The sequence below is a fragment of the Serratia sp. DD3 genome (assembly GCF_000496755.2).
Map to the genome: position 1 here is coordinate 287986 of NZ_AYKS02000047.1, position 26970 is coordinate 314955.

Consider the following 26970-nt stretch of genomic DNA (forward strand, 5'->3'; position numbering starts at 1 on the left):
ATAGCCCACGCTATAAGTGAAGTGATATAGCGTAGCCAACACAAGTAACTTCAAGGATAATGTGTCAAACATTTTAAAATTCATTATGGACAGCTAAGTATGATAGAAGGCCTTGATAAAGATTGTCATTTATTATCAGAGAGTAAACCTAACGAACTCATTAATTCATCTATCAAAAGCTATCTAGAAAAAAAACTAAAAGAGTTTAATAATATAAAGTACGCTTATGCCATAATGAATAAAAAGAACCCTGCTGATTTTTCAGTGATTTCAAATAGAACTGAATGGTTTGATTTTTATGTCAATAACAACTTTCAGTATATCGACCCGGTTTTAGTGACTGCATCACATCGAGTTACCCCATTTTTTTGGGATAAAAACATCATGATTAACTCGGGAATTAAACTGCCAAAAATATTTAATATGGCGAAAAGTTATGATGTTACTCATGGTTATACCTTCGTGTTGCATGACCATCTTCATCATCTGGCGGTTTTATCTATTATCATAGATAGCCATTGTGATAATAGTGTTGAACCGCTGATTAGAGATAAGCAAGATAGTTTACAGCTATTGTTGATGAAAACGCATGAAAAACTCATTAACACTTCTCAAGAACTGAATAATGCTAACTACTTTGAGAAAATAAACCAGAGAAATTTCTTTTCCCCTCGCGAGAATGAAATTATTTATTGGGCAAGCATGGGGAAATCCTATCAGGAAATTGCACTTATCTTAGGAATTAAACTCACCACAGTAAAATTTCATATTGGAAATGCAGTTAAAAAGTTAGGCGTTAACAATGCCAAGCATGCCATAAGGCTCAGTGTTGAATTGCAGCTAATCAGGTCGGTTCGCTAATGTAGCCAAACTTTCAGATAAAATTGCTCAAAAACCATTTGACTAAAAAAAATAAAAAGGAAGAGGGTAAAATGCATAAAAATATACTCTCACCCCTTCTTTGATTGGGTGAGAGAAACTGTTGACAGGCACTCTATGATTTACAATAATGTTTAAGAATTTTCCCTGGTGTTGGCCAATTTGGCACCTGATCCTTTAATCGGGATCAGTTTTTTTTGCTTAAAATTCTTGTTATTGTTGTTACGCACTAACGATAAAGTTTTTTGTTACTGAATGATAGTTATACTAAAGTACAGTCACCCACTATACTTTTTCGGTAACAGGCCCGCATCAGGCACCGTACCAGCGTTTGTGGCACCCTATGCCGACTTCAAACTACCAGGTAGTCCTTATCTATGGTGCCTTCCCGCTAAGCCAATCATCAGAAATGGTGCACTAACGCTATATACTCGGGTCACTGCGTCAGTAAAAAACGAAATAAGAATAAGGAGTATCGGCATGGATAATCAACGTTGCGGTTGGGTTACCGCTGACCCATTATATCTTGAGTACCACGATAAAGAATGGGGCACCCCAACCACGGATGCACGCGAACTGTTCGAAATGTTGTGTCTGGAAGGGCAACAGGCTGGCCTCTCTTGGATCACGGTGCTGAAAAAACGTGAAAACTACCGCCGTGCTTTCCACAATTTTGACCCAACACGTATCGCTGCCATGAACGAACAAGATGTGGCGTTATTGCTGCAAGACAGCGGGATTATCCGCCATCGCGGCAAGATTGAAGCCATCATTGCCAATGCCAAAGCTTATCAAGCCATGGAACTAGCGGGGGAAAATTTTTCTACCTTTATCTGGCAATTTGTCGGAGGTAAACCGCAACTGAACCACTGGCAAGCCCTAAACGAAGTGCCCGCTCAAACAGAGATTTCTGTTGCCATGTCCAAGGCATTGAAAAAGCGCGGCTTCAAATTTATCGGTTCAACCATCTGCTATGCCTTTATGCAGGCCTGCGGCTTGGTAAACGACCATGTTACTGGTTGTTTTTGCCACCCGGAGAATACCAAAGATGATACGCACCGCAACGTCCGCCGACCTTGACGTGCTGATGGTGCTCTGGCTAGAAAGCACCACCCGTGCTCATCCCTTTGTGCCATCTGACTATTGGCAGCAAAGTGCTCAACTGGTACGGGATAACTATTTGCCCCGGGCTAAAACTTGGGTGTATCTGCATAACCAGCAAATTGTCGCTTTTATCAGCATATTGGATGAGCGCTTTATTGGCGCTCTGTTTGTTGACCATCACTTTCATGGCAAAGGGGTGGGGGCAGCATTAATGGCCTGCGTACAACATCATTATCGTTGGCTTAGCCTGGAAGTGTATGAGGATAACCAACGAGCTTGCGCCTTCTACTACAAACAAGGGTTCCGCGAAATGCAGCGTCTGTTTAACCAAGAAACTCAAGCCCATACGCTGATCATGAATTGGCCTGCTACTTAATTTCAATAAACTGGCATGGGTCGGTCCGTAGATTGATCGATTAGGATAGGATGAACTTGAATGAACTGAGCTGGCAGAGGTTGATCACTCCCGTAAAACAACCCGCTATTCTTCCCGTTTTGTGATTGATATCATATTTTTCTCTTCTGTCACTTTTTAATGGGATCGGTTCCATTTATGGTGGCGATACTGATAACAGTGGCAATATTTCCAGCTTAATCTCAAAAACTCACAGGCAATCTGTAAGTTACAACAGTGTTTAATCATTTTCCCTGGTGTTGGCCAATTTGGCACCTGATCCTTTAATCGGGATCAGTTTTTTTGCTCCTAAGCAATGATAGTAAAAGCTAAACTGAATGATGTTATCAGTCGCCACTCCGCTCCCCCTATATATTCATCGCCATTCAAGTCGCAACGGTACCCGGGTACCCTGGTTCACACTAATTAATTGATTTATTATAGCTATATCGTTCTCTCGTTGGAGTTTTTAATGAAGCCTTCAGTCATATTGTATCGGAGTATTCCTGCCGACCTGCATCAGCGGCTGGACAAGCACTTCACGGTACATGCTTTCGATGATTTACCCCCAGATAATACCCCTGCGTTTGAGACTGCATTACAACAAGCTGAAGGGATTATCGGTTCTGGCGGCAAAATTGATGAAGCCTTTCTGCAACGGGCACCTAAACTACGTGCTGCTTCAACGATTACAGTAGGTTACGATAACTTTGACCTCGAAGCGCTTAATGCCCACCAAGTATTATTGATGCATACCCCGAGCGTATTAACAGAAACCGTGGCCGATACCATCATGGCCTTGATGTTGGCCACGGCACGTCGCGTGGTTGAAGTCGCCGAGCGAGTGAAAGCGGGTGAGTGGCAAAATAACATTGGGCCCGAGTGGTATGGTGTTGATGTTCATCATAAAACTATTGGCATCCTCGGTATGGGGCGCATCGGGCTGGCATTGGCACAACGGGCACACTTAGGCTTTAACATGCCAGTGTTATATAACGCCCGCCGCACCCATCAACAGGCCGAACAAAATTTCAACGCCCGCCGTTGCGATCTTGATACTCTGCTGGCTGAGTCAGATTTTCTCTGCATCACACTCCCGTTAACTAGCGAAACCTTCCATATGATCGGCCATGAACAGTTGGCGAAAATGAAGAAAAGCAGCATTTTGATCAATGCAGGGCGAGGGCCGGTGGTTGATGAGCAAGCGCTTATCGAGGCCTTGCAGAACGGTACTATTCACGCTGCCGGGTTGGATGTTTTTGAGCAAGAACCGTTATCGGTGAATTCACCACTACTGCAATTGCCCAATGTGGTTGCTGTGCCCCATATCGGTTCTGCCACTCATGAAACCCGCTATGGCATGGCTGAATGTGCTGTGGATAACCTGATTGCCGCACTCACAGGCCAGGTAACAAAAAATTGCGTTAATCCCCATTTACTGATTAACCCCTATTAACGACTTGACCTCTATTCACTACAAAGGTGATAGATACCCGTGTTACTCTTTTAGCTGTAAAAATTAATTAGCGTTTTATGCTATAAAAAGTACATATCATGATACTTCACGTCGCCAGATAAAATATCTGCTTAATTGCACCTGCTTTTATCTGGCGGTATGGTGGAGCCCTACTGACCAATAACAATTCTGCGGCACCTATGACTTTTTCTCTTTTCGGCGATAAATTTACCCGTTATGCCGGTATCACCCGCTTAATGGACGACCTGAATGATGGTCTGCGCACCCCAGGCGCCATCATGCTCGGCGGTGGAAACCCTGCAAAAATTCCAGAAATGGAAAGTTACTTCAAGCAACTGTGCCAAGATATGCTCGAAAATGGCAAATTGACTGAAGCACTATGTAACTACGATGGCCCACAAGGCAAAGACCTCTTACTGTCAGCACTGGCTAATCTGCTACAGAAAGAGTTTGATTGGCCCATCGGGCCACAAAATATTGCGCTAACAAACGGCAGTCAAAGCGCATTTTTCTACTTATTCAATTTGTTCGCAGGCCGCTACGCAGAAGGGAAACGCCGCCGCGTGTTATTCCCACTGGCTCCCGAGTACATCGGTTATGCTGATGCCGGGTTGGATGAAGGGGTATTTGTCTCCGCCAAACCCAATATAGAGTTCCTGCCAGACGGCCAATTTAAATATCACATCGATTTTGAGCATTTAACGATCGGTGACGATATTGGCATGATCTGCGTTTCACGCCCGACCAACCCGACAGGTAATGTGATCACCGACGAGGAACTGAACAAACTCGATCTATTGGCACAGCAGCACGATATACCTTTGGTGATTGATAACGCTTATGGCGTACCTTTCCCGGGCATTATTTTCAGCGACGCAACGCCATTATGGAACCCCAATATCATTCTGTGCATGAGCCTGTCTAAACTCGGCCTGCCAGGTTCACGTTGTGGCATCGTTATAGCCAATGAACGGGTAATTACCGCCCTGACCAATATGAATGGCATTATCAGCCTGTCGCCAGGAAGCATCGGCCCAGCGCTGGCGGCAGAAATGATTGAGCGTGGTGATCTGTTACGTCTGTCTAATGAAGTGATCGGCCCGTTCTACAAACAGCGTGTTGAACAGACCATTGGCATTATTCGCCGTTATCTGTCACCAGAACGTTGCCTGATCCACAAACCGGAAGGGGCTATTTTTCTCTGGTTATGGTTTAAGGATCTGCCCATCACCACAGAATTACTCTACCAACGCCTGAAGAAACGTGGGGTCCTGATGGTGCCAGGCCACTATTTCTTCCCAGGACTGGAACAGGAATGGCCACATACCCACCAATGTATGCGTATGAACTATATCCCTGACCCAGCAAGCATTGAACAGGGTGTGATGATCTTGGCAGAAGAGGTTGAACGAGCACATCAAGAAGCGGGTTAAAGAACCAAGGGGCTCTGAAGAGCCCCTGAATCTACCACCTTGAAAAACATCACTACATGATCTTGAAAAACACCATTACATGGCCCAAAACAGCACGGCCAACAATTGCGGAGACATAATACGCAGGAACATTGCCAACGGATAAACCGTGGCATAAGAGAGTGCCGCTGCACCACTGGTGGGATGCAGGCCATTGGCAAAGGCCAGGGCAGGTGGATCAGTCATCGACCCTGCCAACATGCCAGATAGTGTCAGGTAGTTCATTTTGCCCATCACCCGGGCTAATATACCCACGGTGATTAAGGGAATGGCAGTGATCAACGCACCATAGCCAATCCAGGCTAACCCTTCACCATGGATCAGGGTGTTAATAAAGTTACCGCCCGACTTCAACCCCACCACCGCCAGGAACAATACAATACCCAACTCACGCAACGCCAGGTTAGCACTGGGGGGCATAAACCAGTAAAGTTTGCCGATACTGCCAATACGCCCCAGGATCAAAGCCACCACCAGTGGCCCGCCAGCCAACCCCAACCGCAACGCCGCCGGGAAGCCAGGAATAAACAACGGAATAGAACCCAGCAGCACCCCTAACCCGATGCCAATAAACACTGGCAACATTTGTACCTGTTGCAACTTCTGCTTGGCGTTACCAACAATCGCCGCCACGACCTCGATAGATTCTGGCCGCCCTACCAGGTTGAGAATATCCCCGAACTGCAGCGTGACATTACTGCCTGCCACCAGCTCAACACCAGCACGGTTAAGGCGCGAAATCACCACGTCATATTTCTGCTTAAAATTCAGATCGCGAACTTTTTTACCCAAGACCTTTTCGTTGGTCACCACGGCACGAACCACCTGCAGAGCAGTACCCTTGGTAGAAAGTGACACATCCACTTCCTCACCGATCACCAAGCGCGCGTTCTCCAACTCTTCACGCTTACCCACCAGGTGAAGAAAATCCCCTAACTCCAACATTTCTTGCGGTGATGGCACCATCAACAGGTCGCCCCGCTTCAGGCGCGAGCAGATGATGTCATCGCTGTTAAGTAATGGCACATTTTTGATGGCCAGACCTTGCAGGTTAGGGTTACGTACCGCCACATTCATGGTCTGCAGCAGTTCGCGATTGTTGCCCATGCTGTTTTCAAACTCTTTCGCTTCTTGTTCAATATTGATACGAAAGAACAGCCGGATAAGCCACATCACCAGTAGAATGCCACAGATACCAAATGGATAGGCCATGGCATACCCCATCCCCATACGATCAACCAGTGCTGGATCCGACCCTAAATCGGTCAGTATCTGTTGCCCGGCACCCAGTGCTGGCGTATTGGTCACCGCACCCGAGAACACCCCAAGAATAATCGGTAATGGTACCGCAAACAGTTTGTGGACTGCCGCTGCGACCACCCCGCCCATAAGCACCAGCAAAATGGCAAAGCCATTTAACCGGAGACCAGAGACGCGCAGGGAAGAGAAGAAACCAGGCCCAACCTGGATACCGATGGTGTAAACAAACAGGATCAGCCCAAACTCCTGAATAAAGTGCAACATATCGCCGTTGAGGTCTATCTGATAAGTCTGTGCAAAGTGCCCGACAATGATACCGCCAAACAAGACGCCACCTATCCCTAAACCCACGCCATACACTTTCCAGTTGCCAATCCATAACCCGAGAATAGCCACTAACGCCAGCATACTGACGGTCAGGGCGATATCACTCATACGTCACATCCTTAACAAAAGTTTAATAACCAATATGTGGTAAAAATCACAATTTAAAACGCAACCTAACTAGGTTAGAGGGATTCTGGCATAAACTTTGAGGGGGTAATGTGGGGTATTCCACATTAATGTGACAGGGGAGGCCATTCAGACCTCCCCACCATGATTTTCTTTTTATTCAGCCAGTTACTTGACTTCTAGCTCTGGAGTGCTACTGATGCTGATCCGTTGTGGCTGTAAGGCTTCCGATACATGGCGCACCAGCTCAATATGCAGCAGGCCATTTTCAAATTTGGCCTCGGAAACCTGCATGTGTTCCGCCAAGGTAAAAGTCAAAGTGAATTCTTTGCACTCCCATCCTTGATGCAGATATTCCACCTGTTTTTCTGGTGGCGTGGGTTTACCGCGTATCGATAAACGTGGACCTTCCACTTCAATATCCAACTCACTCTGTTTGAACCCGGCCAACGCCAGAGAAATGCGGTAGTGGTTATCGTCACTCTTCTCTATGTTGTAGGGGGGAAACCCTTGGGGTTCCTGCCCACCCATTGAGCTGGCCAGCTTGTCAAAACCGATCCATTGACGCAAAAGTGGGGATAAATCGTAGTTACGCATGGTATTAACTCCTTCCAAGAAGCGAGATAGGTATTAATTTGCCCCCGAACTATCAGCAGGCAAGGTGGTGTTTCACCCACAGTGAAACGGAATTATTTAATTTCGATCCGACGCGGTTTTAATGTTTCCGGCACGATGCGCTGCAGATCGATATACAGCAAACCGTTTTCCAGCTTAGCCCCTTTAATTTGAATATGTTCGGCCAACTGAAATTTACGTTCAAAATTACGCTCGGCAATACCTTGGTATAAATAGGTTTTTTCAACGGCCTGATTATGGCGAGCACCACGCACAATCAGCAGATTGTCCTGGGTGATAATCTCCAGTTCCGGCTCGGCAAACCCGGCCACCGCGATGGCGATACGATAATTATTCTCATCAACCAGCTCAACGTTATACGGCGGATAGCCACCATTACCTTGATTTTGCCCGGTTTGCAGAGCATTAAACAGGCGATCAAAACCAATAGCAGAACGGTATAGTGGGGAAAGATCAAAATTGCTCATAAAACTGCCTCCTAAAACACTTCAGCGAGGTGGGTAATAACGTCTTCCATTATGGACAGACTCAAATGTGGACAAGCTCAACGCCAGAGTCCCTTTTCAGCGAACTCTTAAATTGGCGTTACCAAGAAAATGGGGCTGGGTTCACTTATTTCAACTCACCGGGTTAAAAAAATCGTCAAACATAAAGACGATAATTTGCCCATCACATACAATAAAGTGAGATAACCGCCACAGAGCTAAATTTTATATCTTTCAATCTATTCGTGAGCTGGTAAAAATTGATTTAACTTAATCATAAATCAGCAAATTTCGGCAGAAATCCACCTCAGGATGAGTCAATGAAATCAGTAAAGAGACTAACCACCAGCGGCCTGTGCTTACTCATCAGTGGCTGCTCCAGCGTGATGAGCCACACCGGTGGCGATCAGGGTTACTATCCTGGCACCCGTGCCAGCATAGATACGATGAAAAAAGAGGACACCAGTTGGGCCATGATGCCCCTGTTAGCCATCGATCTACCCTTCTCGGCAGTGATGGATACCATTTTGCTACCTTATGATTACCTCCGTTCGGATGATGATAAAACCACCCTGTCCCCCAAAGCACGTATCGAACGTGACGAGGCAAAAAATCTGTCTGAGAGCGGTAATCTAGGGCAGGGGATGCCAACGCCACCCCCCCCGAAGACCCAGAAATAGTTCCATGCCATTTAAAATCCTAAAGAGAACAGTATGAGCCTATTTGATGACATTGTTTCCGCCCATCAACAATTGCGCCCACAAGTCCGCGTCACCCCGTTGGAACACAGCGTGCTGCTTTCACAGCAATTAGGCTGCGAGCTCTATCTCAAGTGCGATCATTTACAACATACCGGCTCATTTAAGTTTCGTGGCGCCAGCAACAAACTACGGTTACTGAGTGAACAACAACGTCAACAAGGCGTGATTACCGCATCAACCGGTAACCATGGTCAAGCCGTTGCACTCGCGGGTAAATTAATGGGCGTCAATGTCACCGTCTATGCACCTGAAAGTGCCGCTACCATCAAGCTCGATACCATCCGTGCCTTAGGTGGCAAGGTGGAATTGGTCCCGGGTGACCCATTGAATGCCGAGTTGGCTGCGGAAAAGGCCGCACGCCAACAGCATAAAACCTATATTTCCCCTTATAACGATGCCGACGTAATTGCAGGCCAAGGCACCTGTGGGATGGAAATCATCGAACAGCAGCCAGAACTGGATGCGGTATTTGTTGCGGTGGGTGGCGGCGGCTATATTGCGGGAATGGGTACCGTTCTAAAAAAATTGTCGCCAAAAACACAACTTATTGCCTGCTGGCCAGAAAATGCCACCAGCATGTACAGCGCACTGGAGGCGGGGCATATCTACCCAGTGGAAGAACAAGAGACTCTCTCTGACGGTACTGCGGGGGGAGTGGAACCGGGTGCTATCACCTTCCCCCTGTGCCAACAGGTCATTGACCGTAAAGTATTGGTCAGCGAAGAGGAAATCAAACAGGCAATGCGCCTGGTTGCCAGTAGCGACCGTTGGATTATCGAAGGTGCTGCCGGCGTGGCCTTAGCCGCAGCCTGCAAATTGGCACCCGAGTTGCTAGGCAAAAAAGTGGCCGTGGTGTTATGTGGTAAAAATATTGTGCTGGAAAAATATTTGCAGGCAGTCAGCCATGAAAGTCATTAATAAAACACAAATTCTTGCTGCTTTTGATGCCGACAGCATCACCCAACTGCTAAAAACCGGTTTTATCGCCTACTCTGCGCGCCAGGTACAGATGCCACCAGTGCAACACTTTCGGTTTGAAGCTGCGGCAGGTGACTGTTGTATTAAATCCGCATGGCTGGAAAGGGAAGAATACTTTGTGGTGAAAGTGTCTTCTGGGTTTTACCACAATCCACAACAAGGGCTGCCTAGCAACCAAGGCTTAATGATGGCCTTTTCTGCGCAAACTGGCAAACCACAGGTGCTACTGTTGGATGAAGGCTGGCTGACAGCATTACGTACTGCCCTGGCTGGGCGCATCGCTGCGGAATTATGCGCACCGCAAAACGTGCAGGCCATTGGTATCGTGGGCACAGGAATGCAGGCATGGCTACAATTGCAACACCTTAAAACGGTCACCGACTGTCGCCAAGTGTGGCTTTGGGGTCGCAGCCCACATCACCTTGCTGACTATTGTCAACGGGCTGAAGCGGAAGGTTTTCAGGTAAATACCACCCAAAATGCCGCTGAACTGGCGGCACATTGCAATCTGATTGTGACCACCACGCCAAGCCGTGAACCCCTGCTGCAAGCAGAGGATATCCGCCCAGGAACACATATCACCGCCGTAGGGTCAGACGCTGAGGGAAAACAGGAGTTAGCAACGGCGTTGGTCGCCAAAGCTGACACCATCCTGGTGGATGCACTCAGTCAATGCAGTCAGTATGGTGAAATTGCTCGTGCCTATCAGCAAAATTTACTGGCGTCAGTAGCTGTGGTTGAGTTCGGAGAAATACTGGCTCGTGGCGAGCGGGTTAGAAAGAATGAACAACAGATCACCTTGGCCGACCTCACCGGGTTAGCCATTCAGGATGCTCAGATTGTGAAAGGAATTCTGGCAAAACTATAATACGAACTTCTCAATAGCGCGTGCCACGCCGTCTTCGGTGTTGGTACTCGTTACAAACTGGGCAATCTCTTTCAGTTCCGCGATCGCATTGCCCATCGCTACGCCAACACCAGCATATTCAATCATCGCAATATCGTTACCCTGATCCCCCAGCGCCATCACGTTTTGCTGTTTGATACCCAGATGATCCGCCAGCATTTTCACCCCAGCGCCTTTATCAACCCGCTGGTGCAAGATTTCCAGGTAAAAGGGGGCGCTTTTCATAATGGTGTAACGCTCGCCGGCTTCCGCTGGCAAATGAGCGATGGCATGCTCTAACAATTCAGGCTCATCAATCATCATCACTTTCGGGAAACGTAGGGTACGATCCATCTCCTCTACGCTACGGTATTTCAACGGAATACCGGTAATTCCCGCTTCACGAATGGTATATTTGCCAATGTTTTTATTCGGGGTATACAGGGTATCGAAATCAAATGCGTGATAATGCACCCCAAGCTGCCGCGCTAACTGCTCAAAATAGAGATAATCGTCAAAACTGAGGGTTTCTTGCAGAATGCAGGTTCCATCGGCGGCTTTAAGCACCAATGCACCGTTATAGGTAATACAGAAATCATCAGCGCCTTGCATATCCAACTGACATAGATAATCCTGCACCCCCACATAGGGCCGCCCTGTAGCCAGCACCACCTTCACCCCTTGAGCGCGCGCCGCACTAATCGCTTGCTTCACCGCTGGCGTGATCTGGTGTTGAGGGTTGAGTAACGTGCCATCCATATCAATTGCTATCAGTTCAATCGCCATACGAATTTCTCTTGGTAAGTTTCCTTGGTAGGTATCAGGTTGGTGCAAGGTGTTGGTAGACGATAACCTAGCCTGGCTAGAATTCAGCGAGACTAAAACGCAGCGATAAAAAATCCGCGCGGGAGCACCGGCGCGGATTTTCTGTTGCTGATTAACGCATTAAATATCGATGTTCGCCGCTTTCAGGGCGTTCTCTTCGATAAAGGCACGGCGTGGTTCAACTGCATCGCCCATCAGGGTGGTGAACAGTTGATCTGCGGCAATAGCATCTTTCACCGTCACTCGCAGCATACGGCGTTGTTCTGGGTCCATGGTGGTTTCCCACAATTGGTCTGGGTTCATTTCACCCAAGCCCTTATAACGCTGCACCGACAGACCACGGCGAGATTCTTTCACCAGCCATTCCAACGCTTGCTCGAAACCATTTACCGGCTGACGACGTTCGCCACGTTCAATAAATGCATCCTCTTCCAGCAAACCACGCAGTTTTTCACCCAATGTACAGATCTTGCGATATTCACCACCGTGGATGAAATCGAAGTCCAGAGGATAATCAGTATCGACGCCGTGAGTACGAACGCGCAGCACTGGCTCCAACATCTGACGTTCTGGGTTGTCAACCATGACAAAATCATAGCTGCTGCCATGCTGTTCGTTATCGTTGAGCAATTTCACCAGTGACTCGATCCAGGTTTTCACTTTAGCTTGGTCACTCAGATCATCTTCGCTCAAGGTAGGTTGATAGATTAGGTTGTTGAGTAAGGCACGCGGATAACGACGCTCCATTCGGCCAATCAGCTTTTGTACGCTGTAATGCTCAGCCACCAGTTTCTCCAACGGTTCCCCGGCCAATGGCGGTGCGACCTCATTGGTATGCAAGGTTGCCCCATCAAGCGCAATGGAAATCAGGTACTGGTCCATGGCCTCGTCGTCTTTAATATACTGTTCCTGCTTGCCTTTCTTCACCTTGTATAGCGGCGGTTGTGCAATAAACACATGACCACGCTCGATGATTTCCGGCATCTGGCGATAAAAGAAAGTCAGTAACAATGTACGGATATGCGAACCATCGACGTCAGCATCGGTCATGATGATGATGCTGTGATAACGAAGTTTATCTGGGTTGTATTCGTCGCGGCCAATGCCACAGCCCAGCGCAGTGATCAAGGTAGCCACTTCCTGCGAAGAGAGCATCTTGTCAAAACGCGCTTTCTCAACGTTAAGGATTTTACCTTTCAGTGGCAAAATCGCCTGGTTTTTGCGGTTACGCCCCTGTTTTGCCGAGCCCCCCGCAGAGTCCCCTTCCACCAGGTACAGTTCAGACAACGCCGGATCGCGCTCTTGGCAGTCCGCCAATTTGCCTGGCAAGCCAGCCAAATCCAGTGCACCTTTACGGCGTGTCATTTCACGCGCTTTACGTGCTGCTTCACGCGCTCGGGCCGCATCAATGATTTTACCAACAACGATTTTGGCGTCTGATGGGTTTTCCATCAGGTAATCCACCAGCTTCTCGTTCATCAGTGACTCAACTGCCGTTTTCACTTCCGAAGAGACCAGTTTATCTTTGGTCTGTGAAGAGAACTTCGGATCCGGCACTTTCACCGAAACGACGGCAATCAAACCTTCACGGGCATCATCACCGGTGGCACTGATCTTGGATTTTTTACTGTAGCCTTCTTTATCCATATAGCTGTTAAGGGTACGCGTCATCGCGGCACGAAAACCGACCAGGTGAGTCCCCCCATCACGCTGTGGGATGTTGTTGGTAAAACAGTAGATATTTTCCTGGAAACCATCGTTCCACTGTAGTGCCACTTCCACACCGATTTCATCTTTTACCGTTGAGAAGTAGAACACCGTTGGATGGATTGGCGTTTTGTTCTTGTTCAGATACTCAACGAACGCCTTGATCCCGCCCTCATAGTGGAAGTGGTCTTCTTTGTCGTTACGTTTATCTTTCAGACGAATAGAAACACCCGAGTTAAGGAACGACAGTTCCCGCAGGCGCTTGGCCAGAATATCGTATTCAAATTCGATGTTATTGGTAAAAGTCTGGTAACTCGGCCAAAAACGTACTGTGGTGCCGGTTTGGGTGGTCTCACCCACCACTTTCAGTGGCCCTTGTGGCTCACCGTGTTTATAGGTTTGCTCGTGCACTTTGCCTTCACGGCGGATCACCAGCTCAAGTTTCTCTGACAAGGCGTTAACGACGGAAACCCCCACGCCATGCAAGCCACCGGAAACTTTATAGGAGTTATCGTCAAACTTACCGCCGGCATGAAGAACAGTCATGATGACCTGTGCCGCAGAAACCCCTTCTTCTTCGTGAATACCGGTGGGAATACCGCGGCCATCATCCTGCACCGACACCGAGTTGTCAGCATGGATGGTCACCTGAATGTCATTACAGTGGCCAGCGAGGGCTTCGTCGATAGCGTTATCCACAACCTCAAACACCATGTGGTGCAGACCGGTGCCGTCATCAGTATCGCCGATATACATGCCTGGACGCTTACGCACAGCATCCAGCCCTTTTAATACCTTGATACTTGAAGAGTCATAAGAATTCGACATCAACGTTTCTCGCTTATTTTAATCCTGTGGTTGAACTTCTATTTTACCCTGTTCCACACGGAACATCCTGCCCTTTTCACCGATCATGTCAGTAACTTGTTCAGCACTTACCGCGCTGACAAAAACCTGAGCCTGAGTGGCTTTCAGACGTTCAGCCAGCAACCGGCGACGGCCAGTGTCCAGCTCGGAGGCAAAATCATCAATCAGATACAGGCAACGCCGCCCGCTCTGCCGGGTGAGAAACTCACCCTGCGCCAAGCGCAATGCACACATCAGCAATTTAAGCTGACCGCGTGATAATAAATCTTCTACCGGTGTGCCTTCGGCACGAATACGGAAATCTGCTTTATGTGGCCCAACCGAGGTATAGGTTAATGCCCTGTCGCGCTCAAACTGCCGCTCCAACAGCTCTCCATAGTCACTCTCTTTATCCCAACCGCGCTGAAAAGAGAAATTTAACGCAAATTCAGGCAAAAATTGTGCACAGGTCGCAGTAATATCGGCGGCAATGGCCTCACTGTATGCCGCCCGCCACTCGCTGATGCGTTCAGCCAGTGGAACCAACTGCTGATCCCAGGCGCGCAATTGCGCATAACGACTGACTTGGCGCAAGCCAGCATTACGTTGCTTCAGTAACCGTTTCAGGTTGCTCCAGGCGGTGAAAAAACCGGGTACATCATGGAAGCATCCCCAATCCACAAACGCGCGCCGATATTTTGGCCCGCCATTGAGCAGAGTAAAACCTTCGGGAGTAATCAACTGCATGGGCAATAGTTGGGCGAGTTCCGCCACTTTATGACCATCGCTGCCATCAATACGTACTTTGCTGTCACCTTGCCGGCTTCGGCTTAGTCCTACTGATAACTCACGTTCCGCCCCTTCAATCCGGCCATGCAGTACAAATTCCGGCTGATCATGACGGATCACTCGGCCAGCCTGCAAGCTGCGAAAAGCACGCCCATGACCAAGGGTATAAACCGCCTCTAATACGCTGGTTTTACCACTGCCATTGGCCCCAACCAGGAAGTTAAACCCAGGTGCGGGAGCCAGATCCGCCGCTTCAATATTGCGGAAATCTTTAATCAGTAAACGCGTTAACGCCATGCGGCAGTTATCTTAATCATCGAACAACCCTGGGCGTTATCGTCGCAAGCCATTTGCGTGCCGTAAAACCCCCAGCAACCGATGCGTACACAGAGTACGTCAGGATTGCGAGTACGGCCCAATCACAAAGGAGCAAGTAAGATAGCCCGATAATTTCTACAAACGCATTGGCATAACAACATAGGCCGCCGCCTGACTGGCCGCGTCCTCAATCTGCACGCTGGAGACCGAATCAGTCAGCAGTAGACGCACATCCTCGCACTTGAGCGAGTTTAATACATCCAGCACGTAGCTGACGTTAAACCCAATTTCCATCTCGCTGCCATCATAGCTGACATCAAGGATCTCTTCTGCCTCTTCCTGCTCCGGATTATTGGCAGTGATCTTGAGTTGATTTTGACTGACGTACAGGCGGACACCGCGAAACTTCTCATTCGACAAAATGGCCGCACGGGCAAAGGCCTGCTTAAGCAAGTCACACCCGGCTTCTAAGGTCTTGTCAGGGTTCTTCGGCAATACACGACGATAATCAGGGAAACGGCCATCAACCAACTTGGAGGTAAAGATAAAATCCCCCACATGGGCGCGAATATTATTGCTGCCGATCTGTACACGGAGTGGCGTATCACCAGCATCCAGCAGACGCACCAGCTCCATCACCCCTTTACGTGGCACAATCACCGAATGTGTCGGTAAGGATTGACCAATCGGCATGGCGCATACCGCCAGACGGTGACCATCAGTCGCCACAGTGCGGAGCTCTTCCCCTTCGGTCTCAAACAACATGCCGTTGAGGTAATAGCGCACATCCTGATGCGCCATCGAGAACTGGGTCGCATCGATCAGGCGCTTTAAGGTCGCCTGCGGTAGCGTGAACTCCACTTCACTCTGCCAATCATCCAGATTCGGAAAGTCTACCGCCGGTAGCGTGGATAATGAAAAACGACTACGGCCAGAACGCACCAACATGCGCTCACTTTCAAGCGTGACGGTAATCTCGGCACCTTCCGGTAAACCCCGGCAGATATCAAAAAATTTACGTGCAGGGACGGTGGTCGCCCCCACTTCATAGGGCTGGGAGAGAGAGACGCGTGCCACCATCTCCATTTCCAGATCGGTTCCCGTCAACAATAGAGAACCTTCCGTTACCTGCAATAACAGGTTACCCAGAATTGGCAACGTTGGGCGGCCACCCAGTGGGCTACTCACCTGTTGCAGCGGTTTTAGCAGATGCTCACGTTCAACGATAAATTTCATATGCGCTATGACGACAATGTTCTGATTAAATTGGAAAAATCTTCTTTGATGTCGTGACTTTCTTCACGCAGCTGCTCAATTTTCCGGCAGGCGTGCAACACCGTGGTATGGTCGCGGCCACCAAACGCATCGCCGATTTCTGGCAAGCTGTGGTTGGTGAGTTCCTTTGACAATGCCATCGCCATCTGGCGCGGGCGAGCAACGGAACGGGAACGCCGCTTCGACAGCAGATCCGCTACTTTTATTTTATAATACTCTGCCACCGTCTTTTGAATATTATCGATAGTGACCAGCTTTTCCTGCAACGCCAGTAGATCGCGCAACGCTTCACGCACGAAATCAATGGTAATGGCGCGGCCAGTAAAATTAGCATTGGCAATCACCCGGTTCAACGCCCCTTCCAGTTCACGCACGTTGGAACGTAGACGTTTAGCGATAAAGAACGCCACTTCACCCGGCAAACGAATATTGTTTTCATCTGCCTTTTTCATCAGGATCGCCACGCGGGTTTCCAGCTCTGGTGGTTCAATTGCCACCGTCAGGCCCCAACCAAAGCGAGACTTCAAACGATCTTCCACCCCGTTAATCTCTTTAGGATAACGGTCAGAAGTGAGGATGATCTGTTGGTTGCCTTCCAACAACGCGTTAAAAGTATGGAAAAACTCTTCCTGCGAACGCTCTTTATTGGCAAAAAACTGAATGTCATCGATCAGCAACGCATCCACCGAACGGTAGTAGCGCTTGAATTCTTCAATCGCGTTATTCTGCAACGCCTTAACCATATCCTGCACAAAACGTTCCGAGTGCATATAAACCACTTTGGCATTGGCTTTACGCGCCATGATGCCATTGCCCACCGCATGCAACAGGTGAGTTTTACCCAAGCCGGTTCCACCATACAGGAAGAGTGGGTTATAAGCCCCACCAGGGTTATCTGCCACTTGCCGAGCCGCAGCGCGCGCCAGTTGGTTCGACTTACCTTCAACGAAGTTATCGAAAGTATGTTTGGGGTTAACATTGGAACGGTAAGAAAGCTCGGGTGGCGGTGCGGCATTATCCCAACTGTGACGAGAAGGTGCCGCAGTACGGGCCACTGGGGCTGCCGGTGCATTGTTGACGCTGGCCGTAGCCGCCTGACTTATCGTTCGTGTCAGAGGTTTACTGCCCACCTCAAAACGCAATAGTGGCACATCAGTCCCACAAAAATCATTAAGCAGCCCATTGATATTGTTTAAGTACTTATCGCGCACCCAATCCAGCACAAAACGATTGGGCGCATACAGCGCCAGAGTATTGTCACTCAGTTCCGCCTGTAATGGGCGTATCCACATACTAAATTCTGTGGCTGGTAACTCATCCTGCAATCGGGCAAGGCACTGCTGCCAAAGCGAAAGTGACACGGCGGACTCCACTCGAACAAGATCAAAAATAAAAAGAAAAGGATCAGGTTACTTTTTTATCACTCATGATGATGCCCACAGGCCTTCATCGGCTGAAAACCGCTAGAAGCATGTGGAACACCTTGGTAGCATAACCTGATGATCCCTGTTTAGGATCGGGATCCGAATGACGGATCATAGCGCAATCCGAGCAAGAGATCCTCTCCTTCATCACAGATTAGATCCATTTTATCCACAGCCAAGAGCGTGTGGTGATATTTTAACCAACAGAAAGCAACCGCTGCAATCACGGTAGTCGATCGCCTTCTTTTTCACACCATAAGCCCGTTGTACTGGGTTATCCACCAGGATCCTGGCGAAAAATGCCGAGGATCGCACGGAGATCCTTGTGATTTACCCTTGAGTCCGTATAATCTTCGCCCACGTGTGATACTTGGTTCTGATTGGTCGGGTTATTTACCAGACAGGATCCTGCGGTGATTATGGGCCAAGACCGTGCTTTACTTGGCTAACAACCAAGTAGACTACCCCCATCAATTTCAAATGACAGGCAGCAAAACTGCGGCCTGAAAGATGAAAGGGGCGCGATGTGAATTGACTCAGGGCTGTACAATTATTACAATCCCGCCTCTTTATATTGCGATTGAGGCGTCGGTCATCTTCACGCCGAGTAGTCAAACGCATTTGACTTATACTCTACATAATTCGAGTGGGATGTAGGCAGCAAGGTCGAGAGTCGCCAGAAGCATAGAAAATGATGCGACTGAGGCTAGTGGACACAAGCCAACACCCCGGTCACTTGAAGTATGATGACTATATTAGTAATTCATTTAAGTTTAGGTAGAAATCGCTATGAAACGCACTTTCCAACCGTCCGTACTGAAGCGTAACCGTAGCCACGGTTTCCGTGCTCGTATGGCCACTAAAAATGGTCGTCAAGTTCTGGCCCGCCGTCGTGCAAAAGGCCGTACTCGTCTGACTGTTTCTAAGTAATAAAAGCTAACCCCCTGAGTGGTTAAGCTCGCTTTTCCCAGGGAGTTACGTTTGTTAACTCCCACTCATTTCACTTTCGTCTTCCAGCAGCCACAAAGAGCTGGCACGCCGCAAATCACCATCCTCGGCCGCCAAAACCTGCTGGGGCATCCCCGCATCGGTCTTACTGTCGCCAAAAAACACGTCAAGCGTGCGCATGAACGTAACCGGATCAAACGCCTGACACGCGAAAGTTTCCGTTTACGCCAGCACCAATTACCAGCGATGGATTTTGTCGTGGTTGCCAAAAAGGGGATAGCTGAGTTGGATAACCGTGCACTGACGGAAGTTTTGGAAAAATTATGGCGTCGCCATTGTCGCTTGGCTCCCGCATCTTGATTGGGGTGGTACGGGGTTATCAACTCGTATTGAGCCCACTGCTTGGGCCACGCTGTCGCTTCCAGCCGACATGTTCTCATTACGCAATTGAGGCATTAAGCAGGTTTGGGATGTTAAAAGGCAGTTGGTTGACATTGAAACGCGTATTAAAATGCCATCCTTTGAACCCAGGTGGCGATGATCCCGTACCACCGAAAACCAACGATAACAGAGAACACTAACGATGGATTCGCAACGCAATCTTCTTCTCATCGCTTTTCTGTTCGTGTCTTTTCTGATTTGGGATGCTTGGCAAAAGGATAACAGTCCGCAGCCAGCACCCCAGACCACGCAACAGACAACGAACCCTACAAGCGGTGATACCGCAAGCCAGGCTGTGCCAGCCAGTGGCCAAGGTAAATTGATTACCGTTAATACAGATGTGCTGTCGTTGACCATCAATACTCGTGGTGGTGACATTGAGCAGGCTAAACTGCTGGCCTACCCAGAGTCCCTGGGGTCAGTGACGCCATTCGAATTGCTGGAAACTACGCCAGGATTTGTTTATCAGGCGCAAAGTGGCCTGACCGGCAGAGACGGGCCAGATAATCCTGCCAACGGTGAGCGTCCTCTCTTCACAGCCGCACAAGATACTTTCACCTTAGCTGATGGTCAGGATGAGCTGCGGATCCCACTGACCTTTACCGGTAAAGACGGCTCGTTGTTCACCAAAACCTTTGTGCTCAAGCGTAACCATTATGCCATTGGTGTGGATTACTCCATTGTTAACAAAAGTGCGTCTCCACTTGAATTGACGCTATTTGGTCAACTGAAGCAAACCACACAGTTGCCGCAACACCGCGATACTGGCAGCAGTAATTTTGCACTGCACACCTTCCGTGGCGCGGCTTACTCTTCCAGTGACAACAAATACCAAAAGTATGCGTTTGATAAAGAAGAGAACCTGAATATCACCACCCAGGGTGGTTGGGTTGCCATGTTGCAGCAATATTTTGCTACAGCCTGGATACCTCAGACGGAAGGTCAAAATACCTTCTATACCGCCAAACCAGGCGATAATCTGTCTACCATCGGCTTCAAAGCAACGCCGGTTGTGGTAGCGCCAGGTGCTGAGAAACAACTGAATGCCACCTTATGGGTAGGCCCGGAACTGCAAGATAAAATGGCCACGCTGGCACCCCATCTGGATTTGACGGTGGATTACGGCTGGTTGTGGTTTTTGTCTCAACCACTGTTCAAATTGCTGAAGTTCATCAACGGATTTATCGGCAACTGGGGTTTCTCAATCATCATCATCACCTTTATCGTACGTGGCATCATGTACCCGCTAACCAAAGCGCAGTACACATCGATGGCCAAAATGCGCATGCTGCAGCCAAAACTGCAGGCAATGCGTGAGCGTATTGGTGATGACAAGCAGCGTATGAGCCAAGAGATGATGGCGCTGTACAAAGCGGAAAAAGTAAACCCTCTGGGGGGTTGCTTGCCGCTGCTCATCCAGATGCCAATCTTCCTGGCGCTGTACTACATGCTGATGAGCTCGGTTGAACTGCGCCATGCGCCGTTTATCTTGTGGATTCATGACTTATCAGCACAGGATCCGTACTACATCCTGCCGTTGCTGATGGGTGTGACGATGTTCTTCATCCAGAAGATGTCGCCTACTACTGTGACTGACCCAATGCAGCAGAAAATCATGACCTTTATGCCGGTGATCTTCACAGTGTTCTTCCTGTGGTTCCCGTCTGGTCTGGTGCTGTACTATACCGTCAGTAACTTGGTGACCATCATCCAGCAGCAGTTGATTTATCGCGGGCTGGAAAAACGTGGCCTGCATAGCCGCGATAACAAAAAGGCATAATACAGCTTTATCCCTGAGTTCATCCAAGCTGTAGCCAGTAACACCGCTGCAGCTTTATTGACGAAGGGCATAACAAGCCAATGTAAGGCGGTCATCTAGGCCGCCTTTTTACATGCATATTATTGAGAGATAACCGGCAATGAACAACTCTGATACCATCACGGCCATTGCCACACCACCTGGGCGTGGCGGTGTAGGCATTCTGCGCATCTCAGGCCATGACGCCAAAGAGGTGGCTCTGGCGCTGCTTGGCAAACTGCCCAAACCACGTCATGCCGATTATCTGCCATTCCGCGATGCCGATGGCAGTACCCTGGATCAGGGTATTGCGCTGTGGTTCCCGGCCCCCAATTCCTTTACCGGTGAAGATGTCCTGGAACTTCAGGGGCACGGTGGGCCGGTTATTCTCGATTTGTTGCTAAAACGTGTGCTGGCGTTACCCCGTGTACGCATTGCCCGCCCGGGTGAATTCTCAGAGCGCGCGTTCCTCAATGACAAACTGGATCTGGCCCAGGCCGAGGCCATTGCCGACTTGATCGATGCCAGCTCAGAGCAAGCGGCACGCTCGGCGATGAACTCGTTACAAGGGGCGTTTTCTAGCCGTATCCACCAACTGGTGGAAGCACTCACTCACCTGCGTATCTACGTAGAAGCGGCAATCGACTTTCCTGATGAGGAAATTGACTTTCTTTCAGATGGCAAAATCGAAGCGCAGCTTAATCGTGTTATCGCCGACCTGGATAACGTGCGGGCAGAAGCACGCCAGGGCAGCTTATTGCGTGAAGGGATGAAAGTCGTGATTGCCGGGCGGCCCAATGCCGGGAAATCCAGCCTGTTGAATGCGTTAGCAGGGCGTGAAGCCGCCATTGTGACCGATATTGCCGGTACCACCCGTGATGTACTGCGTGAACATATTCATATCGACGGTATGCCACTACATATTATCGATACTGCAGGCCTGCGGGATGCCATGGACGAAGTGGAGCGTATTGGTATCGAACGTGCGTGGAATGAGATCGAGCAAGCAGACCGCGTGCTGTTTATGGTGGATGGCACCACCACCAGCGCGACCGAGCCTAGCGAGATTTGGCCTGAGTTTATGGCACGCCTGCCAACCCGCTTGCCGATCACCGTGGTGCGCAACAAAGCGGATATTACGGGTGAAGAACTGGGCATGAGTGAAGTGAATGGTCACTCACTTATACGTCTTTCCGCCCGTACCGGTGAAGGGCTCGAGCTGTTACGTAACCACCTCAAGCAGAGCATGGGCTTTACCAACAATACCGAAGGTGGCTTCCTGGCCCGCCGCCGCCATTTGCAGGCATTGGAACAAGCAGACGAACATCTCGCTCAGGGGAAAGAACAGTTAGTGAGTGCTTACGCGGGGGAGTTACTTGCCGAAGAACTGCGCCTGGCACAACGAGCATTAAGCGAAATCACCGGTGAATTTACCTCTGATGACCTGCTCGGGCGTATCTTTTCCAGCTTTTGCATTGGTAAGTGATTACTTATCCATACTGCTCCATAAATGTTCACTAACCCGCATTAACTGCCTGTTAATGCGGGTTTTTACTGCCTACTCACTTCCTAAATGGCCCCAACAACGGGAAAAGCGTTCGCCAAACGCTGGCAAAGTAAGCATGCCGGAATGGGCCTAATTTACGGGCTGATTACAGATTCTCAATGCTTATCAGAAAACATAGGGTTTAGAACATCTGCAACTACACCCCATCAGTGCATACCAGGGGATTCAGCAGTTGAGCGGCAGATGAAGTAGAAAACACCGTACGAATGGTTGATCGAGTAACATCCCTGACTTGTGTTTTTTTTAAACTTGCGTTGCTTCCCTCCCCGATTGTTCATAATATTATCTTGTTCATGATTCATGAACAAGATAAAGGTCTGAACAAATGAAAGAAGAACAGCTTCTGTCTGATGCTGTAGAAAACCTGCCAAAAGGCTTCCTATTGCAGTATGAAATTGGCAACAAACATGACATACATGACGGCTGGGGCAGGCTGATAGGGCTAGGAGGAGAGATGGCGAATTTTTCCCTGGAAGTAAAGCATATCCATCGCAAAGAGTCGCTGATCGCTATCCGTAAAATGTCCCCTCTCTTATCTGAGGGTTTTCCTATATTACTGGTGTGCAACCGGCTGACGTCCGCACTGGTGGAATATTGCGTGGATAACCAGATTAATTTTATCGATACCGCCGGGAATGCCCGTATCCAGGTTCCGGGGTTATATCTGTTTATTGATGGTCGATATGAAAAGAAACCTGTAGCTGTCAGTAGTCATTTTGCTGAAGGAGTAATGAAGCTGCTTTTTGTGCTGTTATCCTGCCCGGAAAGCCTCAACGATACTTACCGCAGCTTGGCGCAGAAAGCGGGTATCTCTTTGGGAATGGTCAGCAAAGCTTTCAATTTCCTTGAGGCGCGTCGCTATTTCCGCAAATCACAGCAGGGGCGCCGCTTAATGAATGAAGGCGAATTACAGGTTTTGTGGCTAAAAGACTATGCCACCGCCCTGCGCCCGAAGCTGGATTTTCTTTCCCTACCTACGCCTGCTTCATGGGATAAGATAACACTTGCGGCCGATGAATACTGGAGCGGCGAGATTGCAGCCGCAGAACTGAGCGGTGGATACCTGCTACCAGAAAACGGCGTGATTTTTACGCCTCACCCATTGTTACAAAGACGAAAGGAACTAGGACTAAAACCTGTTCCTGGTGGGAAACTGCAACTGATTTCCTGTTTCTGGGGGAACTTTACCCTGAACCATCAAGCAGAAGCGATGTTGTGTGTGGCCGAACTACTGGCAAGCGGCGATGATAGAAACCGGGAAGCAGCAAGGATAATCAATGACAAATATCTTCACCTTAGTGAATCCGATCTTTTCAGCTACTGAAGCCCTGTTCACCCAGATAAAGCGAATTTGCGCAGCTCAGGAGATCCCGTTTTTTATTGCGGGAGCGACGGCGCGTGAAATTCTGCTCCATCATGTTCACGGCAGGAGCATTGGCCGCTGAAACGTGAAATCATTATGTCAGTGGATGGATTTAGTGAGGCATTTTCTCATACTGTAACCGTGCAACTGACGAATGGAGAAAAGCTGCCGTTTTGCTCCCTGCCGGGGTTAGCGCTGTTAAAACTTTTTGCCTGGCGCGATCGCGGGCATGGTAGTGCTAAAGACGCAACCGATCTCTATAAAATTATTCGTGAATATAGCGCTATAGAAGATGAGCGTATCTATTCCTCCGCCGTTGAAGGTGAAAACTTGGACTGGAATCCGGTACGTATGGGAGCTGTTCTGCTGGGCAAAGATATCGCGGCGATTAGTGAGCACTCATCTTTGGCAGAGTTGATAAGTCTCGATAGAGAACGTCTGACTGACGCTATCGCGCGACAATCTGATGTGGACGATATGGCTGAGATTGAGCTGATCATGAATGACTTCTGGAACAGTATAATAAGCCATGGCTAAAACTGGCTGTTAGTACGCATTACTGTCCACCCCCTAAAACATCCATACACATCCACCATTTTTATGTCCATTGTTCGTGGGTAAGATCAAACAGACTGATCTAACATACTGAGCTGATTTTATTGATGCGCAGATTGTGGAAGGACGTAAGGTGATTAGCCACAAACCCACATATGTGCTAATGTGGGTTTGTGTATTTTAAAGGAGATGATCCTATGAGCCGCCTGACAATAGACATAACAGACCAACAGCACCAAAGCCTGAAGGCGCTGGCAGCCCTACAAGGTAAAACCATCAAGCAATACGCTCTCGAACGTTTGTTCCCCGGCGATACAGATGCTGATCAGGCATGGAAGGAACTGAAAAACCTGCTAGGAAACCGCATCAACGACGGGCTAGCGGGGAAGGTGTCCACCAAAGACATCGGCGAAATTCTTGATGAAGAACTTGACGGGGATCATACTTGAAAACCTACCTCCTCACGGTAGAGGCGGAAGCAGATCTACGCGGCATCATCCGCTACACACGTAAGCAGTGGGGTACCACGCAGGTACGCAACTATATCGCTAGGCTGGAACATGGCATTGCCAACCTAGCAGCCGGGCGCGGCGCTTTCAAAGATATGAGTGAACTCTTTCCTGAGTTACGGATGGCACATTGTGAACATCACTATGTCTTCTGCCTGCCACGCGGCAGTGCGCCCGCATTGGTCGTAGCGATTTTTCATGAACGCATGGACCTCATGACTCGACAGGCAGAGAGGTTCAGCAAAGAAAGTTAACGATTGCTAGCCCGATGAATAGGTATGATTCACCGGAGTTCTGATCACTATCCCGATAAAAAACAGTTTTTCTCCTAATGCTGCCGAAAAATAAATTGGGGATTAAGGTTGGGTGTCACTCGCCTTTAAACTCAAAGGGATTACATAATAACGGCTGCCGCATTTCCGCTAGAAGCCGAAGGTCAATCTCCATGATTCTGCCTTTCGGAAAGTGTCAGAATGAGCAAAAATATCTGCTAAAGGAATTAACAATGTCTCATTCATCATCAAGAGCAAAAGTTTTGGATACAACAAGCCCCTTGGCACACCGAGCTTCCCACGCACGAAGTTGTGCTAACCATGTGGCGAACAAGTTGGGGATTACCCGCCGTCAGCTTTTGATAAAAGTCGAGAAGGATTCCGGGGCAAGTTTGGTATCACCACTCACTGAACAAGAACTGATGAAAGCGTTCCACTATATGGAGAACCTTTAGTTTTAGGCCACTATGAACGAAAAGCGGCCATCATATCCTGTTAACTTGAGTGATAGGCATTCCACTCATCACGAGTAATCTCCCACAACTGTGAGTCCAGAAGCCCGCTGACAAACTGTCTCTTTTCCGTTTTGATTAGTCGCATGCCGCTACTGGCTGAAATGTGCAGAGAACGTGTATTCTCAGTCGCTTTCGGAGCACGCAATACTGGCCTGTTCAACGTATTAAACCAGTAATCTGTCGCCGCCATACTGGCTTCGCGCATTAATCCCTGCCCCTGATACTCAGGTGCCAACCAGAAACCACGATTATTATTTTCCGCATCGTCTAGGCAGATAACGCCGATTAAATTGTCAGGATTATCCTGATGCCGTATGGTCCAAACCCAGGCGAGTCCTTTTGCCATAGCTGGCAGCGCGACGTTATTAACGTAATGGGCTGCACCATCGTCAGGATAGGGCCAGGGAACCGATGACACCATATAGCGGACAATTTCCCAGCGTGGATAGAGCTCCTGAATCTGAGGTGCATCTTCGGCAACTAATGGCTTTAACAGCAAACGTTCTGTTTTTAACGTGGGTATCTGCATGTGCTCTTTCCCTTACTGATTAACGTGTCCTTTGCTACTTTTTACTCGTTCAATAGTTACTGTAATTCATTGGGATGTACATAAAACATTCAGGTAATCGGGTAGTTAACCAGATAGTTAGCGTCATATCAAAGGCCAAAACCGCTAGTGAAATCAGCGGTCATGCCATTGCAGACCATTTTGCCGACGTCGGGAAAATGGTCGAGCTAGGTTCAGGCAGCCAACGAGAAATCGACGATGTGATGCTTACTCGTTACGCCTGCTATCTGGTCGCACACAACAGATGACCCGCGAGCAGCAAATATCTATCGAGCATGTAACCAATAACGATGCTGTACGCCAAACACTATTAAGCCGAGGTATACGACCAGAACATTTACCACCTTCAGAAGATGTGAAAAAGGTCGAACGACAATTAGCATCCGCGGACAAAAAGTCACTGAAAAACCCGGACACACTCAGTGATGGGGATACAAACAATGAATAACTTGAACTAGCTCATAC

The 26970-nt window shown here is 48.7% G+C and carries 27 protein-coding genes; 18 read left to right on the plus strand and 9 right to left on the minus strand.

Annotated elements, in window-relative coordinates:
• The first annotated feature begins 99 nt into the window (after positions 1 to 99).
• From IO95_RS08835 to IO95_RS08855, 5 genes are all read left to right on the plus strand, one after another.
• The gene (locus IO95_RS08835; RefSeq protein WP_051791159.1) at positions 100 to 861 is read left to right on the plus strand and encodes a LuxR family transcriptional regulator; all 762 of its coding nucleotides are present in this window, start codon (positions 100 to 102) and stop codon (positions 859 to 861) included.
• 498 nt (positions 862 to 1359) lie between these two features.
• Positions 1360 to 1959, plus strand: a complete 600-nt coding sequence (locus tag IO95_RS08840; protein WP_023492868.1) for a DNA-3-methyladenine glycosylase I — start codon at positions 1360 to 1362, stop codon at positions 1957 to 1959.
• A complete protein-coding gene (locus tag IO95_RS08845; RefSeq protein WP_037384854.1) occupies positions 1928 to 2359 on the plus strand; it encodes an N-acetyltransferase in 432 nt (143 codons plus the stop codon). The genes IO95_RS08840 and IO95_RS08845 overlap by 32 nt, the downstream gene beginning before the upstream one ends.
• 490 nt (positions 2360 to 2849) lie before the next feature.
• A complete protein-coding gene (ghrB, locus tag IO95_RS08850) occupies positions 2850 to 3833 on the plus strand; it encodes a glyoxylate/hydroxypyruvate reductase GhrB (protein ID WP_023489186.1) in 984 nt (327 codons plus the stop codon).
• A gap of 200 nt (positions 3834 to 4033) precedes the next feature.
• Positions 4034 to 5287 carry a valine--pyruvate transaminase gene (locus IO95_RS08855; protein WP_023489187.1) on the plus strand — a complete coding sequence of 418 codons (1254 nt, stop codon included), beginning with the start codon at positions 4034 to 4036 and terminating at the stop codon, positions 5285 to 5287.
• A gap of 75 nt (positions 5288 to 5362) precedes the next feature.
• Here the strand turns inward: IO95_RS08855 and IO95_RS08860 are convergent, their stop codons facing one another.
• From IO95_RS08860 to ibpA, 3 genes are all read right to left on the minus strand, one after another.
• Positions 5363 to 7021 carry a putative transporter gene (locus IO95_RS08860; RefSeq protein WP_023489188.1) on the minus strand — a complete coding sequence of 553 codons (1659 nt, stop codon included), beginning with the start codon at positions 7019 to 7021 and terminating at the stop codon, positions 5363 to 5365.
• Between the two features lie 186 nt (positions 7022 to 7207).
• Complete coding sequence (gene ibpB / locus IO95_RS08865) at positions 7208 to 7636, minus strand: small heat shock chaperone IbpB (RefSeq protein WP_023489189.1); 429 nt, start codon at positions 7634 to 7636, stop codon at positions 7208 to 7210.
• Positions 7637 to 7728: 92 nt separating this feature from the next.
• Positions 7729 to 8142, minus strand: a complete 414-nt coding sequence (gene ibpA / locus IO95_RS08870) for a small heat shock chaperone IbpA (RefSeq protein ID WP_023489190.1) — start codon at positions 8140 to 8142, stop codon at positions 7729 to 7731.
• A gap of 338 nt (positions 8143 to 8480) precedes the next feature.
• Here ibpA and IO95_RS08875 point away from each other — a divergent pair, with 338 nt between their 5' ends.
• From IO95_RS08875 to IO95_RS08885, 3 genes are read left to right on the plus strand one after another with little or no spacing between them, the layout of a single operon-like run.
• Positions 8481 to 8840, plus strand: a complete 360-nt coding sequence (locus IO95_RS08875; RefSeq protein ID WP_023489191.1) for a YceK/YidQ family lipoprotein — start codon at positions 8481 to 8483, stop codon at positions 8838 to 8840.
• Positions 8841 to 8873: 33 nt separating this feature from the next.
• Positions 8874 to 9839, plus strand: a complete 966-nt coding sequence (locus IO95_RS08880; RefSeq protein WP_023489192.1) for a threonine/serine dehydratase — start codon at positions 8874 to 8876, stop codon at positions 9837 to 9839.
• Positions 9826 to 10767, plus strand: coding sequence for an ornithine cyclodeaminase family protein (locus tag IO95_RS08885; RefSeq protein WP_023489193.1), 942 nt, complete (start codon positions 9826 to 9828; stop codon positions 10765 to 10767). Before IO95_RS08880 ends, IO95_RS08885 begins: the two co-directional genes overlap by 14 nt.
• Here the strand turns inward: IO95_RS08885 and yidA are convergent.
• The 5 genes from yidA to dnaA all read right to left on the minus strand — a co-directional run bounded on the left by yidA (position 10762) and on the right by dnaA (position 17906).
• Positions 10762 to 11571: a sugar-phosphatase gene (gene yidA / locus IO95_RS08890; protein ID WP_023489194.1), complete on the minus strand. Its 810-nt coding sequence runs from the start codon at positions 11569 to 11571 to the stop codon at positions 10762 to 10764. The genes IO95_RS08885 and yidA overlap by 6 nt on opposite strands.
• 159 nt (positions 11572 to 11730) lie before the next feature.
• Positions 11731 to 14145, minus strand: coding sequence for a DNA topoisomerase (ATP-hydrolyzing) subunit B (gene gyrB / locus IO95_RS08895; RefSeq protein WP_023489195.1), 2415 nt, complete (start codon positions 14143 to 14145; stop codon positions 11731 to 11733).
• An 18-nt stretch (positions 14146 to 14163) separates the two neighbouring features.
• Positions 14164 to 15249 (minus strand): DNA replication/repair protein RecF, encoded by a 1086-nt coding sequence (recF, locus tag IO95_RS08900; RefSeq protein ID WP_023489196.1) that lies wholly within the window; start codon positions 15247 to 15249, stop codon positions 14164 to 14166.
• 156 nt (positions 15250 to 15405) lie between these two features.
• Positions 15406 to 16506 carry a DNA polymerase III subunit beta gene (gene dnaN / locus IO95_RS08905; protein WP_023489197.1) on the minus strand — a complete coding sequence of 367 codons (1101 nt, stop codon included), beginning with the start codon at positions 16504 to 16506 and terminating at the stop codon, positions 15406 to 15408.
• Between the two features lie 5 nt (positions 16507 to 16511).
• Positions 16512 to 17906, minus strand: a complete 1395-nt coding sequence (dnaA, locus tag IO95_RS08910) for a chromosomal replication initiator protein DnaA (RefSeq protein ID WP_023489198.1) — start codon at positions 17904 to 17906, stop codon at positions 16512 to 16514.
• 852 nt (positions 17907 to 18758) lie between these two features.
• On the opposite strand from dnaA, the gene rpmH reads away from it, so the two are divergent.
• The 9 genes from rpmH (at position 18759) to IO95_RS08955 (ending at position 25404) form a co-directional block, all read left to right on the plus strand.
• Positions 18759 to 18899 carry a 50S ribosomal protein L34 gene (gene rpmH / locus IO95_RS08915; protein ID WP_004093983.1) on the plus strand — a complete coding sequence of 47 codons (141 nt, stop codon included), beginning with the start codon at positions 18759 to 18761 and terminating at the stop codon, positions 18897 to 18899.
• Between the two features lie 18 nt (positions 18900 to 18917).
• Positions 18918 to 19277 carry a ribonuclease P protein component gene (gene rnpA, locus IO95_RS08920; protein ID WP_072011659.1) on the plus strand — a complete coding sequence of 120 codons (360 nt, stop codon included), beginning with the start codon at positions 18918 to 18920 and terminating at the stop codon, positions 19275 to 19277.
• Positions 19241 to 19498, plus strand: a complete 258-nt coding sequence (yidD, locus tag IO95_RS24005) for a membrane protein insertion efficiency factor YidD (RefSeq protein WP_023492504.1) — start codon at positions 19241 to 19243, stop codon at positions 19496 to 19498. Before rnpA ends, yidD begins: the two co-directional genes overlap by 37 nt.
• A gap of 2 nt (positions 19499 to 19500) precedes the next feature.
• Positions 19501 to 21138: a membrane protein insertase YidC gene (gene yidC / locus IO95_RS08925; protein ID WP_023492505.1), complete on the plus strand. Its 1638-nt coding sequence runs from the start codon at positions 19501 to 19503 to the stop codon at positions 21136 to 21138.
• A gap of 139 nt (positions 21139 to 21277) precedes the next feature.
• A complete protein-coding gene (gene mnmE, locus IO95_RS08930; protein ID WP_023492506.1) occupies positions 21278 to 22642 on the plus strand; it encodes a tRNA uridine-5-carboxymethylaminomethyl(34) synthesis GTPase MnmE in 1365 nt (454 codons plus the stop codon).
• Between the two features lie 406 nt (positions 22643 to 23048).
• On the plus strand, positions 23049 to 24047 hold the full coding sequence (locus IO95_RS08935) for a type IV toxin-antitoxin system AbiEi family antitoxin (RefSeq protein ID WP_023492507.1): 999 nt from the start codon (positions 23049 to 23051) through the stop codon (positions 24045 to 24047).
• Between the two features lie 135 nt (positions 24048 to 24182).
• Positions 24183 to 24623, plus strand: a complete 441-nt coding sequence (locus tag IO95_RS24010; protein WP_235186755.1) for a hypothetical protein — start codon at positions 24183 to 24185, stop codon at positions 24621 to 24623.
• Between the two features lie 215 nt (positions 24624 to 24838).
• Entirely contained in the window at positions 24839 to 25090 is a 252-nt protein-coding gene (locus tag IO95_RS08950) for an antitoxin ParD (RefSeq protein WP_023491419.1), read from the plus strand.
• Positions 25087 to 25404, plus strand: a complete 318-nt coding sequence (locus tag IO95_RS08955) for a type II toxin-antitoxin system RelE/ParE family toxin (RefSeq protein WP_023491418.1) — start codon at positions 25087 to 25089, stop codon at positions 25402 to 25404. Before IO95_RS08950 ends, IO95_RS08955 begins: the two co-directional genes overlap by 4 nt.
• 513 nt (positions 25405 to 25917) lie before the next feature.
• On the opposite strand, the gene IO95_RS08960 is transcribed toward IO95_RS08955, so the two are convergent.
• Entirely contained in the window at positions 25918 to 26466 is a 549-nt protein-coding gene (locus IO95_RS08960) for a GNAT family N-acetyltransferase (protein WP_023491416.1), read from the minus strand.
• Between the two features lie 74 nt (positions 26467 to 26540).
• Here IO95_RS08960 and IO95_RS26050 point away from each other — a divergent pair, with 74 nt between their 5' ends.
• Complete coding sequence (locus IO95_RS26050; protein WP_235186756.1) at positions 26541 to 26753, plus strand: hypothetical protein; 213 nt, start codon at positions 26541 to 26543, stop codon at positions 26751 to 26753.
• The last annotated feature ends 217 nt before the right edge of the window (positions 26754 to 26970 follow it).

Excerpts from the sequence above, each read along its gene's own strand:
- IO95_RS08835 (WP_051791159.1), top strand. The coding sequence starts at position 100 with ATGATAGAAGGCCTTGATAAAGATTGTCATTTATTATCAGAGAGTAAA.
- IO95_RS08840 (WP_023492868.1), top strand. The coding sequence starts at position 1,360 with ATGGATAATCAACGTTGCGGTTGGGTTACCGCTGACCCATTATATCTT.
- IO95_RS08845 (WP_037384854.1), top strand. The coding sequence starts at position 1,928 with ATGATACGCACCGCAACGTCCGCCGACCTTGACGTGCTGATGGTGCTC.
- ghrB (WP_023489186.1), top strand. The coding sequence starts at position 2,850 with ATGAAGCCTTCAGTCATATTGTATCGGAGTATTCCTGCCGACCTGCAT.
- IO95_RS08855 (WP_023489187.1), top strand. The coding sequence starts at position 4,034 with ATGACTTTTTCTCTTTTCGGCGATAAATTTACCCGTTATGCCGGTATC.
- IO95_RS08860 (WP_023489188.1), bottom strand. The coding sequence starts at position 7,021 with ATGAGTGATATCGCCCTGACCGTCAGTATGCTGGCGTTAGTGGCTATT.
- ibpB (WP_023489189.1), bottom strand. The coding sequence starts at position 7,636 with ATGCGTAACTACGATTTATCCCCACTTTTGCGTCAATGGATCGGTTTT.
- ibpA (WP_023489190.1), bottom strand. The coding sequence starts at position 8,142 with ATGAGCAATTTTGATCTTTCCCCACTATACCGTTCTGCTATTGGTTTT.
- IO95_RS08875 (WP_023489191.1), top strand. The coding sequence starts at position 8,481 with ATGAAATCAGTAAAGAGACTAACCACCAGCGGCCTGTGCTTACTCATC.
- IO95_RS08880 (WP_023489192.1), top strand. The coding sequence starts at position 8,874 with ATGAGCCTATTTGATGACATTGTTTCCGCCCATCAACAATTGCGCCCA.
- IO95_RS08885 (WP_023489193.1), top strand. The coding sequence starts at position 9,826 with ATGAAAGTCATTAATAAAACACAAATTCTTGCTGCTTTTGATGCCGAC.
- yidA (WP_023489194.1), bottom strand. The coding sequence starts at position 11,571 with ATGGCGATTGAACTGATAGCAATTGATATGGATGGCACGTTACTCAAC.
- gyrB (WP_023489195.1), bottom strand. The coding sequence starts at position 14,145 with ATGTCGAATTCTTATGACTCTTCAAGTATCAAGGTATTAAAAGGGCTG.
- recF (WP_023489196.1), bottom strand. The coding sequence starts at position 15,249 with ATGGCGTTAACGCGTTTACTGATTAAAGATTTCCGCAATATTGAAGCG.
- dnaN (WP_023489197.1), bottom strand. The coding sequence starts at position 16,506 with ATGAAATTTATCGTTGAACGTGAGCATCTGCTAAAACCGCTGCAACAG.
- rpmH (WP_004093983.1), top strand. The coding sequence starts at position 18,759 with ATGAAACGCACTTTCCAACCGTCCGTACTGAAGCGTAACCGTAGCCAC.
- yidD (WP_023492504.1), top strand. The coding sequence starts at position 19,241 with ATGGCGTCGCCATTGTCGCTTGGCTCCCGCATCTTGATTGGGGTGGTA.
- yidC (WP_023492505.1), top strand. The coding sequence starts at position 19,501 with ATGGATTCGCAACGCAATCTTCTTCTCATCGCTTTTCTGTTCGTGTCT.
- mnmE (WP_023492506.1), top strand. The coding sequence starts at position 21,278 with ATGAACAACTCTGATACCATCACGGCCATTGCCACACCACCTGGGCGT.
- IO95_RS08935 (WP_023492507.1), top strand. The coding sequence starts at position 23,049 with ATGAAAGAAGAACAGCTTCTGTCTGATGCTGTAGAAAACCTGCCAAAA.
- IO95_RS24010 (WP_235186755.1), top strand. The coding sequence starts at position 24,183 with ATGTCAGTGGATGGATTTAGTGAGGCATTTTCTCATACTGTAACCGTG.
- IO95_RS08950 (WP_023491419.1), top strand. The coding sequence starts at position 24,839 with ATGAGCCGCCTGACAATAGACATAACAGACCAACAGCACCAAAGCCTG.
- IO95_RS08960 (WP_023491416.1), bottom strand. The coding sequence starts at position 26,466 with ATGCAGATACCCACGTTAAAAACAGAACGTTTGCTGTTAAAGCCATTA.
- IO95_RS26050 (WP_235186756.1), top strand. The coding sequence starts at position 26,541 with ATGTACATAAAACATTCAGGTAATCGGGTAGTTAACCAGATAGTTAGC.